At 61.7% G+C, this 14,472-nt stretch carries 15 protein-coding genes, 2 tRNA genes and 2 pseudogenes; 7 read left to right on the forward strand and 12 right to left on the reverse strand.

Features of this window, described 5'->3' with window-relative positions; genetic code table 11:
• Window positions 1-99: 99 nt before the first annotated feature.
• Genes EJ074_RS27550 through EJ074_RS27565 form a run of 4 tightly spaced genes read right to left on the reverse strand, consistent with a single transcriptional unit; the run spans window position 100 to window position 2,567 of the window.
• A complete protein-coding gene (locus tag EJ074_RS27550) occupies window positions 100-1,143 on the reverse strand; it encodes a zinc-dependent alcohol dehydrogenase family protein (protein ID WP_095807157.1) in 1,044 nt (347 codons plus the stop codon).
• 32 nt (window positions 1,144-1,175) lie between these two features.
• On the reverse strand, window positions 1,176-1,655 hold the full coding sequence (locus EJ074_RS27555) for a DUF4262 domain-containing protein (RefSeq protein ID WP_095807158.1): 480 nt from the start codon (window positions 1,653-1,655) through the stop codon (window positions 1,176-1,178).
• Window positions 1,645-2,295, reverse strand: coding sequence for a maleylacetoacetate isomerase (gene maiA / locus EJ074_RS27560; RefSeq protein ID WP_095807159.1), 651 nt, complete (start codon window positions 2,293-2,295; stop codon window positions 1,645-1,647). Before maiA ends, EJ074_RS27555 begins: the two co-directional genes overlap by 11 nt.
• Complete coding sequence (locus EJ074_RS27565) at window positions 2,292-2,567, reverse strand: fumarylacetoacetate hydrolase family protein (RefSeq protein WP_280952448.1); 276 nt, start codon at window positions 2,565-2,567, stop codon at window positions 2,292-2,294. The genes maiA and EJ074_RS27565 overlap by 4 nt, the downstream gene beginning before the upstream one ends.
• A 203-nt stretch (window positions 2,568-2,770) precedes the next feature.
• Between EJ074_RS27565 and EJ074_RS27570 the strand changes: the two genes are divergently transcribed.
• On the forward strand, window positions 2,771-3,454 hold the full coding sequence (locus tag EJ074_RS27570) for a response regulator transcription factor (RefSeq protein ID WP_095807160.1): 684 nt from the start codon (window positions 2,771-2,773) through the stop codon (window positions 3,452-3,454).
• Between the two features lie 95 nt (window positions 3,455-3,549).
• Here EJ074_RS27570 and EJ074_RS27575 read toward each other — a convergent pair whose 3' ends face one another.
• Together EJ074_RS27575 and EJ074_RS29845 are read right to left on the reverse strand one after the other, a co-directional pair.
• Window positions 3,550-4,149 (reverse strand): hypothetical protein, encoded by a 600-nt coding sequence (locus EJ074_RS27575; protein ID WP_129553897.1) that lies wholly within the window; start codon window positions 4,147-4,149, stop codon window positions 3,550-3,552.
• A gap of 184 nt (window positions 4,150-4,333) precedes the next feature.
• Complete coding sequence (locus tag EJ074_RS29845) at window positions 4,334-5,110, reverse strand: RHS repeat-associated core domain-containing protein (protein ID WP_348627034.1); 777 nt, start codon at window positions 5,108-5,110, stop codon at window positions 4,334-4,336.
• A 229-nt stretch (window positions 5,111-5,339) separates the two neighbouring features.
• On the opposite strand from EJ074_RS29845, the pseudogene EJ074_RS30785 reads away from it, so the two are divergent.
• Window positions 5,340-5,479 (forward strand): annotated as a pseudogene (locus tag EJ074_RS30785) (carbon monoxide dehydrogenase); the annotation flags it as partial.
• Between the two features lie 210 nt (window positions 5,480-5,689).
• Window positions 5,690-6,712: an acyltransferase gene (locus tag EJ074_RS27590; RefSeq protein WP_095807264.1), complete on the forward strand. Its 1,023-nt coding sequence runs from the start codon at window positions 5,690-5,692 to the stop codon at window positions 6,710-6,712.
• An 8-nt stretch (window positions 6,713-6,720) separates the two neighbouring features.
• On the opposite strand, the gene EJ074_RS27595 is transcribed toward EJ074_RS27590, so the two are convergent.
• The 4 genes from EJ074_RS27595 to EJ074_RS27610 all read right to left on the reverse strand — a co-directional run bounded on the left by EJ074_RS27595 (window position 6,721) and on the right by EJ074_RS27610 (window position 9,081).
• Entirely contained in the window at window positions 6,721-7,206 is a 486-nt protein-coding gene (locus EJ074_RS27595) for an SRPBCC family protein (RefSeq protein ID WP_095807162.1), read from the reverse strand.
• Window positions 7,207-7,276: 70 nt separating this feature from the next.
• Window positions 7,277-7,786: a GNAT family N-acetyltransferase gene (locus tag EJ074_RS27600; RefSeq protein WP_165350024.1), complete on the reverse strand. Its 510-nt coding sequence runs from the start codon at window positions 7,784-7,786 to the stop codon at window positions 7,277-7,279.
• On the reverse strand, window positions 7,786-8,541 hold the full coding sequence (locus EJ074_RS27605) for a copper homeostasis protein CutC (RefSeq protein WP_245420402.1): 756 nt from the start codon (window positions 8,539-8,541) through the stop codon (window positions 7,786-7,788). The genes EJ074_RS27600 and EJ074_RS27605 overlap by 1 nt, the downstream gene beginning before the upstream one ends.
• A gap of 105 nt (window positions 8,542-8,646) precedes the next feature.
• Window positions 8,647-9,081: a cupin domain-containing protein gene (locus EJ074_RS27610; RefSeq protein WP_095807266.1), complete on the reverse strand. Its 435-nt coding sequence runs from the start codon at window positions 9,079-9,081 to the stop codon at window positions 8,647-8,649.
• A 266-nt stretch (window positions 9,082-9,347) separates the two neighbouring features.
• Here EJ074_RS27610 and EJ074_RS27615 point away from each other — a divergent pair, with 266 nt between their 5' ends.
• Both EJ074_RS27615 and EJ074_RS27620 read left to right on the forward strand, forming a co-directional pair.
• A complete protein-coding gene (locus tag EJ074_RS27615) occupies window positions 9,348-11,729 on the forward strand; it encodes a phosphoketolase family protein (protein ID WP_095807164.1) in 2,382 nt (793 codons plus the stop codon).
• 59 nt (window positions 11,730-11,788) lie between these two features.
• Window positions 11,789-12,964 carry an acetate/propionate family kinase gene (locus EJ074_RS27620; protein ID WP_095807165.1) on the forward strand — a complete coding sequence of 392 codons (1,176 nt, stop codon included), beginning with the start codon at window positions 11,789-11,791 and terminating at the stop codon, window positions 12,962-12,964.
• Window positions 12,965-12,989: 25 nt separating this feature from the next.
• Here EJ074_RS27620 and EJ074_RS27625 read toward each other — a convergent pair.
• Together EJ074_RS27625 and EJ074_RS27630 are read right to left on the reverse strand one after the other, a co-directional pair.
• Window positions 12,990-13,559: pseudogene (locus EJ074_RS27625) on the reverse strand (helix-turn-helix domain-containing protein); the annotation flags it as partial.
• 64 nt (window positions 13,560-13,623) lie between these two features.
• Window positions 13,624-13,698, reverse strand: a tRNA-Asn gene (locus EJ074_RS27630).
• Window positions 13,699-13,915: 217 nt separating this feature from the next.
• Here EJ074_RS27630 and EJ074_RS27635 point away from each other — a divergent pair.
• Window positions 13,916-14,176: a PGPGW domain-containing protein gene (locus tag EJ074_RS27635; protein ID WP_095807267.1), complete on the forward strand. Its 261-nt coding sequence runs from the start codon at window positions 13,916-13,918 to the stop codon at window positions 14,174-14,176.
• A 186-nt stretch (window positions 14,177-14,362) separates the two neighbouring features.
• Window positions 14,363-14,436, forward strand: a tRNA-Cys gene (locus tag EJ074_RS27640).
• Window positions 14,437-14,472 lie beyond the last annotated feature (36 nt).

Consider the following 14,472-nt stretch of genomic DNA (forward strand, 5'->3'; position numbering starts at 1 on the left):
TTGTCTATCTATGCGTGCGCTTTTAGTGTAGTCAACTTAAAATTGTGTATGGGCTGACGCCGGTCGTAAAGTGATCGCGGAAAAGTTTTAATCGGATAACTACCCGAACTTCGTCACCACGCCGATGCCGATGCCTTCAAAACCGCCCATCGCCATAAGGGCTGCCGGCGCTTCCTCGAGGCTGATCCTCTTGCCGACCAACAGTTCGGGCTTCAGCTTGCCGGTGCGGATCATCTCCATCATTGCTGAATACCGATAGGCCTGCATGCCGTGGCTGCCGCGGATTTCGAGTTCGAAGGCGATCACCTTGTCCATCGGCACCTGCGGGCGAGCGTGCTCGCCGAGCATCAGCCCGACCTGAACGTGACGGCCGCGCCGGCGCAGGTTGGCGATCGAGTTGAACGAGGTGGTGGGATGGCCAAGCGCGTCCATCGACATATGCGCGCCGCCATTGGTGATCTGCTTGACCGCTTTGACCACATTGGGCGTCGTCGAGGCGTTGATCGTCGCCACCGCTCCGATCTTTCCGGCGAATTCCAGCTTCTCGTCGGTGAGGTCGATGGCGATGACATTTGCGCCCATGGCGCTGGCGATCATGATCGCCGACAGGCCGACGCCGCCGCAGCCATGCACCGCCACCCATTCTCCCGGCGTTACCCGGCCCTGATCGACGATGGCGCGGAACGAAGTGACGAAACGGCAGCCGAGACTGGCGGCGGTGGCGAACTCCATCTCGTCGGGCAGGCGCACGAGATTGGTGTCGGCATGCTCGATGCCGACATATTCGGCGTACGAGCCCCAGCCGGTGAAGCCCGGCTGGGTCTGGTGCTCGCAGACCTGATGGTTGCCCGAAGTGCATTCGAAACAACTTCCGCAGCCGACGGCGAAGGGAACGGTGACGCGGTCGCCCGCCTTCCAGCGGCTCACCTGCTTGCCGGCAGCGACGACGACGCCCGCCAGCTCATGTCCAGGAACATGCGGCAGCGTGATGCTGTCATCGTGTCCCATCCAGCCATGCCAGTCGCTGCGGCAAAGGCCGGTCGCCTCGACCTTGATGACGACGCCGTCCGCCGCCGGCTTCGGGTCGGGGACGGTCTGGATCGTCGGCACCTCGCCGAATTTCTCGTAGACGACAGCTTTCATGGAAGTGCTTTCATATGTTCAGTTCAACAAGTCTAAGTTGACGATGGGGCTTGGTCGAGAAGTGGCTGCCGCTTGCGAAACCACTCGTCGGCCTCGGCGTCCCACGGCCAGATGCCGGAGGTATTCGGATAGACGAGTTGCATGACCTGGAAATCCAGACCGTCGTAGAACCAGATGTCCCAGCCGAAATGTTCTGGATACTGGTCCGGATGAACCGAGCCGAACTGGCACTCGAAACCGCCGCCCAGGAAACCTGACGCCCTCTGTCCGATCTGGAACCTTTCGCCGTTTCTCACCCTTCGGCAATACTCGTTGATGATACTTTGGGAAAGCTCCGGTTTCAGCCCGACGACGACCAGTTCCGGAACTTCGAAATTGTGCTCAATCCCGACGGAGTAGGCGAAAGGCGGAAGCTCGTCTTCTTCCAGCACGCACAGAATGTGGCAGCCATACGCTTCGATATCGGCGAGCGTCTTCGCCTCCTTCGCGTCCTTGGCTTCTCTATTCCGCATCGATCTGGTTCTGCGGAGCCGCCTTCTGGAAGGCGGGGAGCGCCATGCAGGCGGCGTGGATGCGCGAGATCATCGGGTAGGGCGCCATGTCGACGCCGAAGCGGGCGTTGTTGGTGACCTGCGCGGCAAGGCAGATGTCGGCCAGACCGGGCTCATCGCCATGACAGAATGTGCCGGTCTCAGGCGACGAAGCCAGAATCTTCTCAAGCGGCTGGAACCCTTCGTTCACCCAGTGCCTGAACCAGTTGACGACATCCTCGTCGCCGGCGCCGAACAAGGTCCGCAGCGAGGTGAGCACGCGCAGATTGTTCACCGGATGGATGTCGCAGGCGATCATCTGCGCCAGCATCCTGACCCGCGCCCGGCCCAGCGCATCCTTCGGCAGCAGCGGCGGCTCGGGCGCGATCTCGTCGAGATATTCGATGATCGCCAGCGACTGCGTCAGAAGCCTGCCGTCGTCCAGAACCAGCGCCGGCACCAGTCCTTGCGGATTGACCGCGAGATAGGCCGGCTCGAGATGCTCGCCATGGCGCAAATGATGCGGCACATAGGTGTAGCTCAGCCCCTTCATCTCGAGCGCGATCCGCACCCGGTAGGAGGTCGAGGAGCGGTAGTAGTTGTGCAGGACAAGGTCGCTCATCGCTTCGGCTGCCCGATGGTCATCTCGATCTTGCCGATGCCGTCGACACCGCCGGTGACAGGCGGGTAGGGAATCTCGACGCCGCTATCGACGACGGCGTCGGCCGGCTTGGTGAAGGAAAAGGGCGGGTCGCGCTCGTCATTGCCGGACTCGCGCGCATGAGCGGCGTAGTTGCGGCCGACGCAGAAGATGCGCCGCACAGCAAACCGCTCGGCCGAGCCGGCGACGGCAACCGAAGCCATCGCGGGCGGCGGAAGGACGAAGTCGATCATCGGCGAGCTCTGTGTTGGCATGGATCTGTCCGCACATTCGGCCGATTTGGCCAGCCGGGCAAGGCATTAGCACGCGAAACCATATGACCCTGTCCTTTTGCCGGCAGGCGGCTTCGGGCGATGTACTGATTGGCAATAATCTGGCCATGGTGACGGGGCTATCCTGTGCCCGACGAAACCGAACCGGTGCCCGAACCCCAGCAATGACCGCCGTCAACGATCGCGCCCGCTTCCTGATCATCGACGACCACCCGCTGTTTCGCGAGGCGCTGCACAGCGCCGTGCAGATGGCCTATCCGGATGTCGACACGGTCGAGGCGCGTTCGATCGCCGAGGCGATCGATCTGCTGGCCGGCGCAAAACCGTTCGACCTGGCGCTGCTCGACTTGAGCATGCCCGATGTGCACGGCTTCGAAGGGCTGCTGCAACTCAGGACCCGCTATCCGCGCCTGCCGGTGGTGATCGTATCAGGCCATGAAGAACCGAAGATCATCTCCGAAGCGCTGTCTTATGGCGCCGCCGGCTTCATCCCGAAATCGGCGCGCAAGAGCGATCTCGCCGCCGCCATCCGCTCGGTGATGGACGGCGCTGTCTATGTGCCGGAAAACTACGAGGGGCAGCCGCCGGACCCCGACAGCACCGACCGCGCCGACATGGTGCAACGGCTGGCCAAGCTGACGCCGCAGCAATTGCGCGTGCTGCAGATGCTGCGCCAAGGCATGCTCAACAAGCAGATCGCCTATGAGCTGCAGGTGGACGAGACCACCGTGAAAGCCCATGTCTCGGAGATTTTGCGCAAGCTCAACGTCTACAGCCGAACGCAAGCGGTGATCGAGGTCTCGAAGCTGGACAATGCGGAGCTGTTTCGGGATCAGGCGGGGTTTTAGAGGTGGTTCGAAGGTGTGATGGTACCACAATTCCCCGGTAAGTTCCGGCCAAAAAGTGCACTGTCACAGTAATTCTTATTCATTACCAATTCGATTCATGACGATAACGGCTGGCTCCAGCGGTCAACAACGGATTGTCCATTCAGGTTGTGCAAAATCATCTGATGAAAAGCAGATGTATTGGCGACTACATTAAAGTACCGTTCAAATTCTTCGTCGACCTCGCTTCTAAATACATCGGCCTCCAAGATGGCATCATCGATATCGAGCCGGATTTTCGAAATAGACATTAAGTCTTGTATAAAGTAGTCGACAGTATCAACAAGATTGGCAAGGCAGTTTTTCAAGCAAATGTCATCAAAATGTTCTGCGTACTCACAAAAATTTAAAGCGCAAAATGCAGCATTCTGCGCAAAGACGCAGTCTCTTCCTGGATAAACTTCGCAATCTGGGACAGATAAAGAAATATTTTTGGATGCTTCCATCACATCGGCATTTGATGGGAAAGCTGTCGAAAGTTTGTATACTATGTTCCAAATAAGTTTCTCGTCTACCAAATTTTCCTCCTTGCAGAATCGCGCATACTCAGGAGTTATCCTTGACGAGACTAGTGCACAAAATCTGTACTTATGCTCTATCGACATCAATTTGGCTTTGCCAAAAAAGTCTTCAATCTTTTGCGAAACATTCGGCATGGATCACTACCTACTCAATTCAACAAGGCTACGCCCCGGCGCGTGGCCTCTGCGGCACATCCGCCGCAAAATGGGCGGCTTGCAGCCACGCCTAGCGGGGTCAAACCCATGCTGTCAGCTGCGTTTGGTGCATTGATCTCAGCGTGCGTTCCCGGAACTCCAACCCCCTCGACTTCATTGGCGTTCAACGCAGCTCTTTGAGCAGGTGTGAGTCTGCCTGTGCTTGATGACACGACAAATGTGCCTTCTTTCGTGGGCACAACCGCGGTTGTTCTTTTGTCTGAGAGAATTTATCAAGTTGATTCTGAATCGTGATAGACCTCTCAATGGCAATTTCTTGCGGTGAGCTAGCTGGGGTGGTGAACGCTCCAAGGAATCCGATAGTCTTACCTACAAGACCACCAGCCATCAAGGGAAACTTTCCGGGATCTAATTTCGGCAGAGATTTTTTCTTATCCAACGCCTCATCAGGTGGTTGGTTATCTTTGGTCGTCGTAACTCCATCAGCGGTTGGAACTGTTTTCCCGCTCCCTTCGCCGGTGTGAGAGGATGCCTCTAACCCTTTTCCTCCAAAGGCGTTGCTAATGGCCTCGCCGATTTTTCCAAGTGCATCACCCAGCCAGCTATGCCCATTCGGGTCGCTCTTATTGATGGGGTCGTTCTGGGCATACGCATATCGGTTGGTGCCAACACCAGGCAGCGTCGGATCCCAATCATCGGGCGAGATGAACCTTCCGAGCACCGGATCCATATACCTGGCATTGAGGTAGAGCAGTCCGGTCTCGGGATCGAAGCGCTCGCCGATGTAGCTCTTCTGCGTCTGGAAGCCTGAGTTGAGGCGCTCGCCATAGGTGGCGTAGTTGGTGGCTTCGGCGATGGCGCCTGAGTTGTCGGTGACCATGCGCACCGAGGCCAGATGATCGCGGTGCAGGAAGAACTTGGTCGCGCCGACAACCTTCATGTCCGGGTGCGGATAGCGGGTGTGGACCTCCGAGCCCGGGATTGCTGGATCGATCTCGACCGAAGCATCGGCATAGAGCGTGGTGGCGAATGAAGAGGCTTTTTTCGCTCGCGCGCCGTCAGGTCCGTAGCTCAGGTTGACGGTGTTGGATGAGAGCGTGACGGTCTTGAGCCGGTTGGCCTCGTCCCAGGTCAGCGTGCGGGTGCCGTCCGAGGTCAGATTGCCGTTGGCGCTTGCCAAGAACTTTGCAGCTTCGGCGCTCGAGAGCGTGCCAAGGACCTGATGAGCGATCTTCATGCCTCGGCCGAGTATCATGCCAACCTGATCACAGTGATGGCCAAGCGCGCGGTGGCCGCGGCGAGCGCCTGAAAGGGCGTAGCTTCGGAAAGGAAAAGGGGCGGCCGCGGCCCCTTTTCCTTTGCAGTGGGCGGCTTGGCGGGTGAGGGCGATCCAAATCACGGACTTCGCACTTGCACAAAATTATCCCGCACTGCAAAATGACCCTGGCGGGAATACAAAGGGTCCGAAGCACGCGGTCATCTGCATCGCATTCGGATCCGCAGTTGCGAAGGGATGGGCATGACCGACATCTCCGCAGCGTCTGTTGTCCTGCCACGGGCCACAGCCGACAGCGCGGCACGAACCAGGCTAGCCTATCTCGACGGCTGGCGCGGCCTGTCGATCGCGCTCGTGCTGATCGGGCATTTCTTTCCGGTACCGGGAATCAATCTCGGCGTGCTTGGCGTCGAGTTCTTCTTCGTGCTCAGCGGGCGGCTGATGGCCGAGATCCTGTTCATCGAGCGCTTCCCGCTGAAAAAGTTCTTCAAGCGGCGCTTCTCGCGCATCTATCCCGCGCTGCTGGTGTTCGTGATTGTCGCCATGATCGGGCTTGCGGGCACCTTCGTCGCCTTCAAGTGGAAGGCGGCGCTCACGGCGCTGACATTCACCTACAACTATGCCGGTATCTTGCTCAATCGGGCCGGCGCGCTCGACCATATCTGGTCGCTTTGCGTCGAGGAGCATGCCTACATCATCCTGGCGCTGGTCAGCGTCGCGGTTTCGGGACGCGCCAATGTGGTGCGGCTGCTGGTAGTGCTGTCGGCGCTTGCCATGGCCAACGGCGCCGTCTCCTACTGGGTTCTCGGCATGGACTACGAGACCAGCTACTGGCGAACGGACGTGCATATCGCCTCGATCCTGCTTTCGGCGGCGATCTGCCTGCTGAAGGCTGATGGACGGCTGCCGGCATTCCTGAAGAACCAGCATGCGGCACTGGCGGCGGCCGCGGGTGCGATCTTGCTGTTCCTCGATCCGGTGCCGACGCCGGTGCATTACCTGCTGGGCGTGCCGCTGCTCGCGCTCGCCGTCAACGTGCTCGACTTCGCAAACGGATATGTGACCGGGTTGCTGTCGTCGCGGCCGATGGTGATGCTCGGACTGTGGTCCTATTCGCTCTATCTGTGGCAGCAGCCCTTCTACAAATTCGTCTATGATCGGAACGTCGCGTCCCTCCCGATGCTGGCTGCTGTCTTCGCCTGCGCGCTCTGCAGCTATTACATCGTCGAGAAACCATCGCGCAGCTGGCTCAACCGCAACTGGTAAGCCACGGGTCAGGGTTTGCTTTGCCTCTGCGCGGCCAGATAGCGCCGCAGCCCGGCTTCGCCGCGCGGCGTGGTCCAGCGGTGATTCCAGGCGAAGGCGGGCCTGAGCAGCGGCGCCAGGAGCTTGAGGATCGGCCTCTCCACGATTACCTCCCAGGTCAGCTTCACATGTGTGCCGCTTCCCGACGGTGACAATTCAGCCCGCCACAGCCCGTCGAAATCGCCGAAAGTCTTCACCACGACCAGACGGCCCGGCTCGAGTTCGGCCGCCTCAATGATGAAGTTCAGCTCATAGGGCAGGGCGCCCCGGGCTCTGGCCCGCGCCCGCGAGCCGACGACGCCTTTGCCCTTCTTGTCGAGCGGCTCGACTTCCTTGTAGGCGTCGCCCCACCAGAGCGGCAGAAGCTCGGCATCCGAGAGGACGTCCCATACTTCCCGGGGCGTCGCTTCCGGGATGTCCCAGCTTTCGTCGAAACGGAAGACATTGCTTGGCATGATCTAGCGCCCCCAGCCAGCGGAGCAGCGAGATTAGCCCTGGCTTGTTTTGGTGGCCAGTGGCCGCTCTTCAAACCACTGGCCTGGCGTAATAGCGCACCGACTTCATGCCACCATGGATGACGGCGTCGCCGACCTCGACAAAACCGAGTGCGGCGTGGAAGGCGTCGGAAGCCGGGTTCGGGGGGTCGGCATTGACCTCACAGGTGACGATCGTGTGGCCGGCGCGCCGGGCATGCTCGAACAGATCCTCATAGAGCCGACGCGCATGGCCGCGGCCTCGCGCTTCCGCCGCCACCACCACGCGGTCGACATAGACGAAACGCGGATAGCGCTCGCGAAACCACAGGAAGTTCGGGCTGTCGTAGCCGGCATCCTGGTCGAAGCACATGATGAAGGCTTCGAGCCCGCCAATGCGACGCATGTAGAAAGCTTGCCCGAGCAGGAACGACAGCCGCTCCGGCTCCAGCCAGGACAATTCGGCGGCGTGCTCGTTGTTGAGAGCCAAAATGGCAGCCTCATCATCGGGCGAGAGGCGTTCGATCGGCTGCCGATCTGTCGATATCGTCAGTTCCGGCATCAGGCCCTCGCTGCCGCGATCGTTGCCGCAACCAGGGTCCCATCGGTCACCGTGGTGCGATACTCGCGGTCGAGATCGGTGCCGCCCATGCCGACATGCGGGTTGCGGTAGCGCATGGCGCTCGGGACGTCGGCGAGCGCGGCGAAATGCATCTCGGTCAGGCCGGTTCGCCTCAGGACCTCGCCGATGTTGCCGGGCGCCAGTCCGCCGCAGCCGAGAATGATGATGCGCTCGCCGGCCAGGCGGACGAGCTGCGCCAAGAGGTCGGCGCCTTCGAGCGCCGTGTCGCGCTGGCCGCTGGTCAGCACGCGGCCGACCTTGCAGCGGATCAGCGCCTCAAGCGCTTCGAGGGGGTCACGCGTCATGTCGAAGGCGCGGTGGCAGGTGACGTTGAGCGGGCCGGCGGCCTCGACCAGTTCGCTCATGCGCCTCTCCTCGATGGCGCCGTCCGCCGTCAGGCACCCGACAACGACACCGGCAACGCCAAGGTCGCGAAGCGTGCCGACATCGGCGAGCATCGAGCGGTATTCGGCATCGCTGTAAAGAAAATCGCCGCCGCGCGGGCGCACGATGACATGGAAGGGAATGGTCGCGGCCTGGAGGGCGGCGCGCACCGTGCCGAGGCTCGGCGTGATGCCGCCTTCCACGAGGCTGGCACAGAGTTCGACCCGGTCAGCGCCGGCCGCCTGCGCAACGAGCAGTCCGTCTATGCCTTCGACGCAAAGTTCAATCAGGGGCTTTTGGGCGTCGGTCACCAGCGTCCGTCCATGCTGCAGGGATGACCAGCCCTAGCATCGGCGTGTTGGCCGTGAAAGCCGCAACGATCGGTCCAGAATGAAACGCCCACGATGACTGTGAGCCTATTGCTGCAGGATGGTGTTCTTGGCGCCCTGCTCGACCTGGTCGATCACCAGCAGCTTGACCGGATCGGCACCGACATTGATGGCCTGGTGCCATTGTCCGATCATCTCGACAATGAAATCGCCTGTCTTGTAGGTGTTGCTGGCGCCGGTCTCGACATTGGTGACCTTAAGCGTGCCGGCTTCGACATAGGCATAGCGCGGGAAGGGGTGCTTGTGCACCGGCAGGGTCGCGCCAGGTGCGATCTGGTAGGCCGATACCTGAACCTCGACATTCTTCTGCGGCAGCGTGATCGGCTGGCCGGAGGCCGTGGTCGTCTTCGAGGCCAGCGGCGTCACCACGACCGGGGTGCCGCTGCTGTCAAGCGCAAGCGCCGAAGGTGCAAATGACGCAGCCGCCAGCAGCAGAATTGTCGATGCCAAAATTTTTCGCATGATGTCCTCCAAACGGCGGCAAGATCGCGCGGGCGGCGTTCGCACGCAAGCCTCGCGCCCGTCTTGCCGAGCTCGGCGACCCCTGATCAACGCTTGTGATGTTTCCGCGTCTGGCGCTCGGCAGTTGAGATGGATCAAGGCCAGATCGCCCCTTGCCGGATAGACCCTGGCGGCAACTTCATCGTGACCATCGATGAACCGGCGCCGACGTCGAAGCGTTGTGCCTGCGACTGGCACCTACCCGGACCCAGCGAAGGAGCCAAGCAATGACCGAACTTTCGAGCCCCAACCGCTTGTCCGAACAGGAATTGCGGGACATCGACGCCTATTGGCGTGCGGCGAACTACCTGACGGTCGGGCAGATCTACCTGCTCGACAATCCGTTGCTGCGCGAACCGCTTCGGCTGGAGCACGTCAAACCCAGGCTGCTCGGCCATTGGGGGACCTCGCCAGGCCTCAGCTTCATCTATACGCATCTGAACCGCGCCATCCGGCTGCGCGATGCCAACGTCATCTACATCTGCGGCCCCGGCCACGGCGGCCCCGCCATGGTGGCCAACACCTACCTCGAGGGAACCTACAGCGAGATCAATCCCGACATCTCGATGGACGAGGCCGGAATGAGGAAGCTCTTCCGGCAGTTCTCCTTTCCCGGCGGCATCCCCAGCCATGCGGCGCCTGATGTGCCCGGCTCGATCCATGAAGGCGGCGAGCTTGGCTATGCGCTCTCGCATGCCTATGGCGCCGCCTTCGACAATCCGGACCTCGTCGTCGCCTGCGTCGTCGGCGACGGCGAGGCGGAAACCGGGCCGCTCGCCACCGCCTGGCATTCCAACAAGTTTCTCAATCCGGCGAATGACGGCGCGGTGCTGCCGATTCTCCACCTCAACGGCTACAAGATCGCCAATCCCACGATTCTGGCCCGCATTCCGGGGGAAGAATTGCGCGCCCTGTTCGTCGGCTACGGCTATGATCCGCTGTTCGTCGAAGGCGACGATCCGGTCCTGATGCATGAACGGATGGCGGTGGTGCTCGATGATGCGCTGGACCGCATCGGCGCGATCCAGCAGGCGGCACGCAGCGGCGCGGAGGCAGTGCAGTCGCGGCCGAAGTGGCCGATGATCGTGCTGCGAAGCCCGAAGGGCTGGACCGGGCCCAAGCAGGTCGATGGACTGAAGACCGAGGGCTTCTGGCGCGCCCATCAGGTGCCGCTGTCGGGCCTGGCGGACAACCCGGCGCATCTGAAGGTGCTCGAGGAGTGGATGAGAAGCTATCGGCCCGAAGAGCTATTCGATGCCGCTGGCGCACCGGTGTCCACGATCCGCGCCACAGCGCCGCAGGGCGTCAGGCGCATGAGCGCCAACCCGCATGCCAATGGCGGCCGGCTGCGCCGGTCGCTCGAGCTGCCGAAGCTGCATCAGCATGCCGTCCCGGTCGAGCGGCCGGGCGGAGTCAAGGCAGAGGCAACCCGGGTGATGGGCTGCTTCCTGCGTGACGTGGTGGCACTGAACCAGGACGCGGCGAATTTCCGCATCGTCGGTCCGGACGAAACGGCTTCGAACCGGCTGCAGGATGTCTTCGAGGTGACGGAACGCGCCTGGATGGAAGAAATCCTGCCCGAGGATGTGCATCTCGGCAGCCGGGGCAGGGTTCTGGAGATTCTGTCGGAGCATACATGCCAAGGCTGGCTGGAAGGCTACCTGCTTACCGGGCGGCATGGCTTGTTCTCCTGCTACGAAGCCTTCACCCACATCGTCGATTCCATGTTCAACCAGCATGCGAAGTGGCTGGACGCCTGCCGCAAGCTGCCCTGGCGAAGCCCGATCGCGTCGTTGAACTACCTGTTGTCCAGCCATGTCTGGCAACAGGAGCACAATGGCTTCAGCCACCAGGATCCCGGTTTCATCGATGTGGCCCTGAACAAGAAGGCCGATGTGGTTCGCGTCTATCTGCCCGCCGATGCCAACAGCCTGCTCTGCGTGACGGATCACGTGCTGCAGACATGGAACCGCATCAACGTCATCGTTGCCGGCAAGGCCCTGTCCTGGCAATGGCTGTCGATCGAGGAAGCGAAAGTTCACTGCAGCGCCGGCGTGGGCATCTGGCAGTGGGCGTCGACCGACCGCGGAGCCGAGCCGGACGTGGTCATGGCCTGCGCCGGCGACGTGCCGACGCTCGAGACGCTGGCCGCCGTCCAGATTCTGAAGAACCACATTCCCGAGCTTAGGGTAAGGGTGGTCAACATCGTCGATCTGATGACCCTGCAGCCGAAGGAAAACCACCCGCACGGCCTGTCGGATCGCGAGTTCGACGCGCTGTTCACCCGCGATAAGCCGGTCATCTTCGCCTATCATGGCTATCCATGGACCATCCATCGCCTGACCTACCGGCGCACCAATCACGACAACATCCATGTGCGCGGCTACAATGAAGAAGGGACGACCACCACGCCCTTTGACATGACCGTTCTGAATGGTCTGGACCGCTTTCATCTCGTGCTCGGCGTGCTCGACCGCCTCTCGAAGCCGAGCGGCGCGCAGATCGCGCTCAGGCAGATGATGGACGGCAAGCTGCTCGAACACCGCGCTTACATCCGAGCGCATGGGCAGGATATGCCGGAGATCGTTGGCTGGAAGTGGCAACAGTAGCCGTCAAACGGCGCATTGAGGCGCGCTGCGGGCGTCCACGGGCAGGTGCGGGATAGAAAATGAAGGATGCGATCCTTGCCCTCAATGGGGGCTCATCGAGCCTGAAGTTCGCCGTGTTTCGACAGCGCGACGAACTTCCCCTGCTGGCGCGCGGCGGCGTGTCGTCCATCCAACACCAGCCGCGGCTGCATATCGAACAGACTGCGTCTTCGCCCGAAATCGACAGGAGCTTGGGGCAGGGACCGATCGACATCGCCAAGGCCTTCGGAGCCGTCGCTGCCTTCCTCGCCGATTACGGCATTGTGCGCCAGATCGGCAAGGTCGGGCATCGCATCGTTCATGGCGGGCTGGAATTCACCAGCGCCACGCGGCTCGACGAAGCCACGCTCGCGGCCTTGCACAAGCTTGAGCGGCTCGCGCCGATCCATCAGGCGATCAATCTCGAAATCGTCGAGCTGGCACGCCGCCTTCTGCCTGAAGCAAAACAGGTCGGCTGCTTCGACACGGCCTTCCATACGGCGCGGCCGGAACTCGCCAAACTCTACGGCCTGCCGCGTGAGATGTCGGAACAAGGCATCGTTTCCTATGGCTTCCATGGGCTGTCCTATGCCCATGTCGCCGCGAAGCTGCGCGATCGCTACGGCGCGGCCGCCGGCGGGCGGACCATCGTCGCTCATCTCGGCAGCGGAGCGAGCCTGTGCGCGATGCAAGCAGGGGTCAGCCGCGCCACCTCCATGGGCTTCTCGACGCTCGATGGGCTTGTCATGAGCACGCGTTGCGGATCGATCGATCCAGGCGTCCTCCTGCACCTGCTGCAGGAACGCAAGCTGCCGACTGATGAATTGACCACCTTGCTCTACGAGCGATCGGGCCTGCTGGGTGTCTCCGGCATTTCCGGCGACATGCAGACCCTGCTTGCCTCGAAGGAGCCCGCGGCGGCCCACGCCATCGATCTTTTCGTCTATCGCGTCGGGCGTGAGATCGGCTCGCTTGCGGCCGCGCTCGGAGGGCTCGACACGCTGGTGTTCACCGCCGGCATCGGGGAGCACGCACCCGTCATCCGGCGGAGGATCTGCGAGGCTGCCGGATGGCTTGGAGTGGCTCTCGAGGGCCAACTGAACGCGAACCGCGAAGGGATTGTCAGCGCTCCCGCTTCCCGCGTCGACATCCATGTCATTCCGGCCGACGAGGAACGTGCGGTGGCGACAGAACTGCTCAACCTTGAGGCGGTCTGAGTGTCTGCTGGCCGGTTGGCAGGAGTTATCTGCCAAGCTGGCTCAAAAATGAGCAGTCATTCACCCATTGCCTGTAGATATCCGATGCGAGGATCTCGATGCGCGGGCTGAGCAGGCGAGACGACGCCCTTCGTCTTCAGCAGGGTGAAGACCCGCGACACGGTTTCGATGGTCAGCCCGAGATAGTCGCCGATGCCGATGCGCGACATCGGCAGTTCCACCTGGCGCAGGCCGCCCTGCGGCTCTGCCATGTCGAGCAGGAGGGCCGCGACGCGCTCGATGGCGTTCTGGCGGCACGAGAAGGTGCTCCTGCGCCCGCGTCAGCCCTTCCAGGGCAAGCGGCCAAGCTGGCGTGACATGTCGGCGGCAGCGGCGATGCGGTGAACGCGGACACCGGTCGCATTGATCGCCTCGGCGAAGAAACGGTGGGTGGCGTCGGCCTCGAAGTCTCTCCGGCCAGACGGAAGGCGCTGATCTGCCTACGGCCGTCGGCGAGCAGGCGGCAGGCGCCGAATTCGACCTGGTAGACAGCACTGGCCTTTTCGCCGTCGGCGTAAATCTCGGCGCAGGCCGGGAAGAAGCTGACCGGCCGCATCGCCGTGCCTTCGAAGGCGGATCGCCCCCGACTGCCCGATCCTGCGCGATTTAATTGGAAAACTTGGCTCCCCGGGCCGGATTCGAACCAGCGACCAACCGGTTAACAGCCGGTTGCTCTACCACTGAGCTACCGGGGAACGGAGGCTCTCATGTGAGTGGCGCTGCCTATAGCAAACCCGTTTCGGCTTTGCAAAGAAGCAATTCGTAATTTTTCTGCACTTTTTCCTGCGGCCATTTGTGGCATCGTTTCGGCATGCCCACATATGAAGGGCTTCACGCCGGCAGGGAACAACGGGCCGGGCTATTGATTTCGATTCCCGATGGCTTAGGCAGCGGATGGGATATGGCATCGACATGACGGCAGCTAACGACGATCAGGAACCAGCGCGCAAGATCACGGTCTTCGGACGCGAGTTCACCATGCCGCGCTCGCGTGGCCTCAGGATTGCGTTGGGCATGGTGCTGACCGTCGGCGGCATCTTGGGTTTCCTGCCGATTCTCGGCTTCTGGATGATCCCGCTGGGCCTGCTGGTGCTGTCCTACGAATTCGCGCTGGTGCGTCGTCACAGGCGGCGCTTCGTCGTCTGGTGGGAGCGCCGGCGGCGGCCGGACTGAGAGCTTGCCATTGCAAGCCCGGCCAACTCCGACGCAAGCTGCGACACCGCCGTCGAGATCGGCCACAAGGGATTGCGATTCTTACCTGTGATGACGCACGGGAAAGCGCCCGGAATGAATTTCCGGCGCTTGACGACCTTCCACCGCCACCATATTGAGTGCGCTCGGAACGCCGGGAGCGTATGGGGCCTCGTGGCGGAGTGGTTACGCAGAGGACTGCAAATCCTTGCACCCCGGTTCGATTCCGGGCGAGGCCTCCAGATGCCCGGGCTCCCGCGCCATCGCGCCGGGAGCGA

The sequence above is a fragment of the Mesorhizobium sp. M3A.F.Ca.ET.080.04.2.1 genome, from assembly GCF_003952525.1.
Classification (GTDB): Bacteria; Pseudomonadota; Alphaproteobacteria; order Rhizobiales; family Rhizobiaceae; genus Mesorhizobium.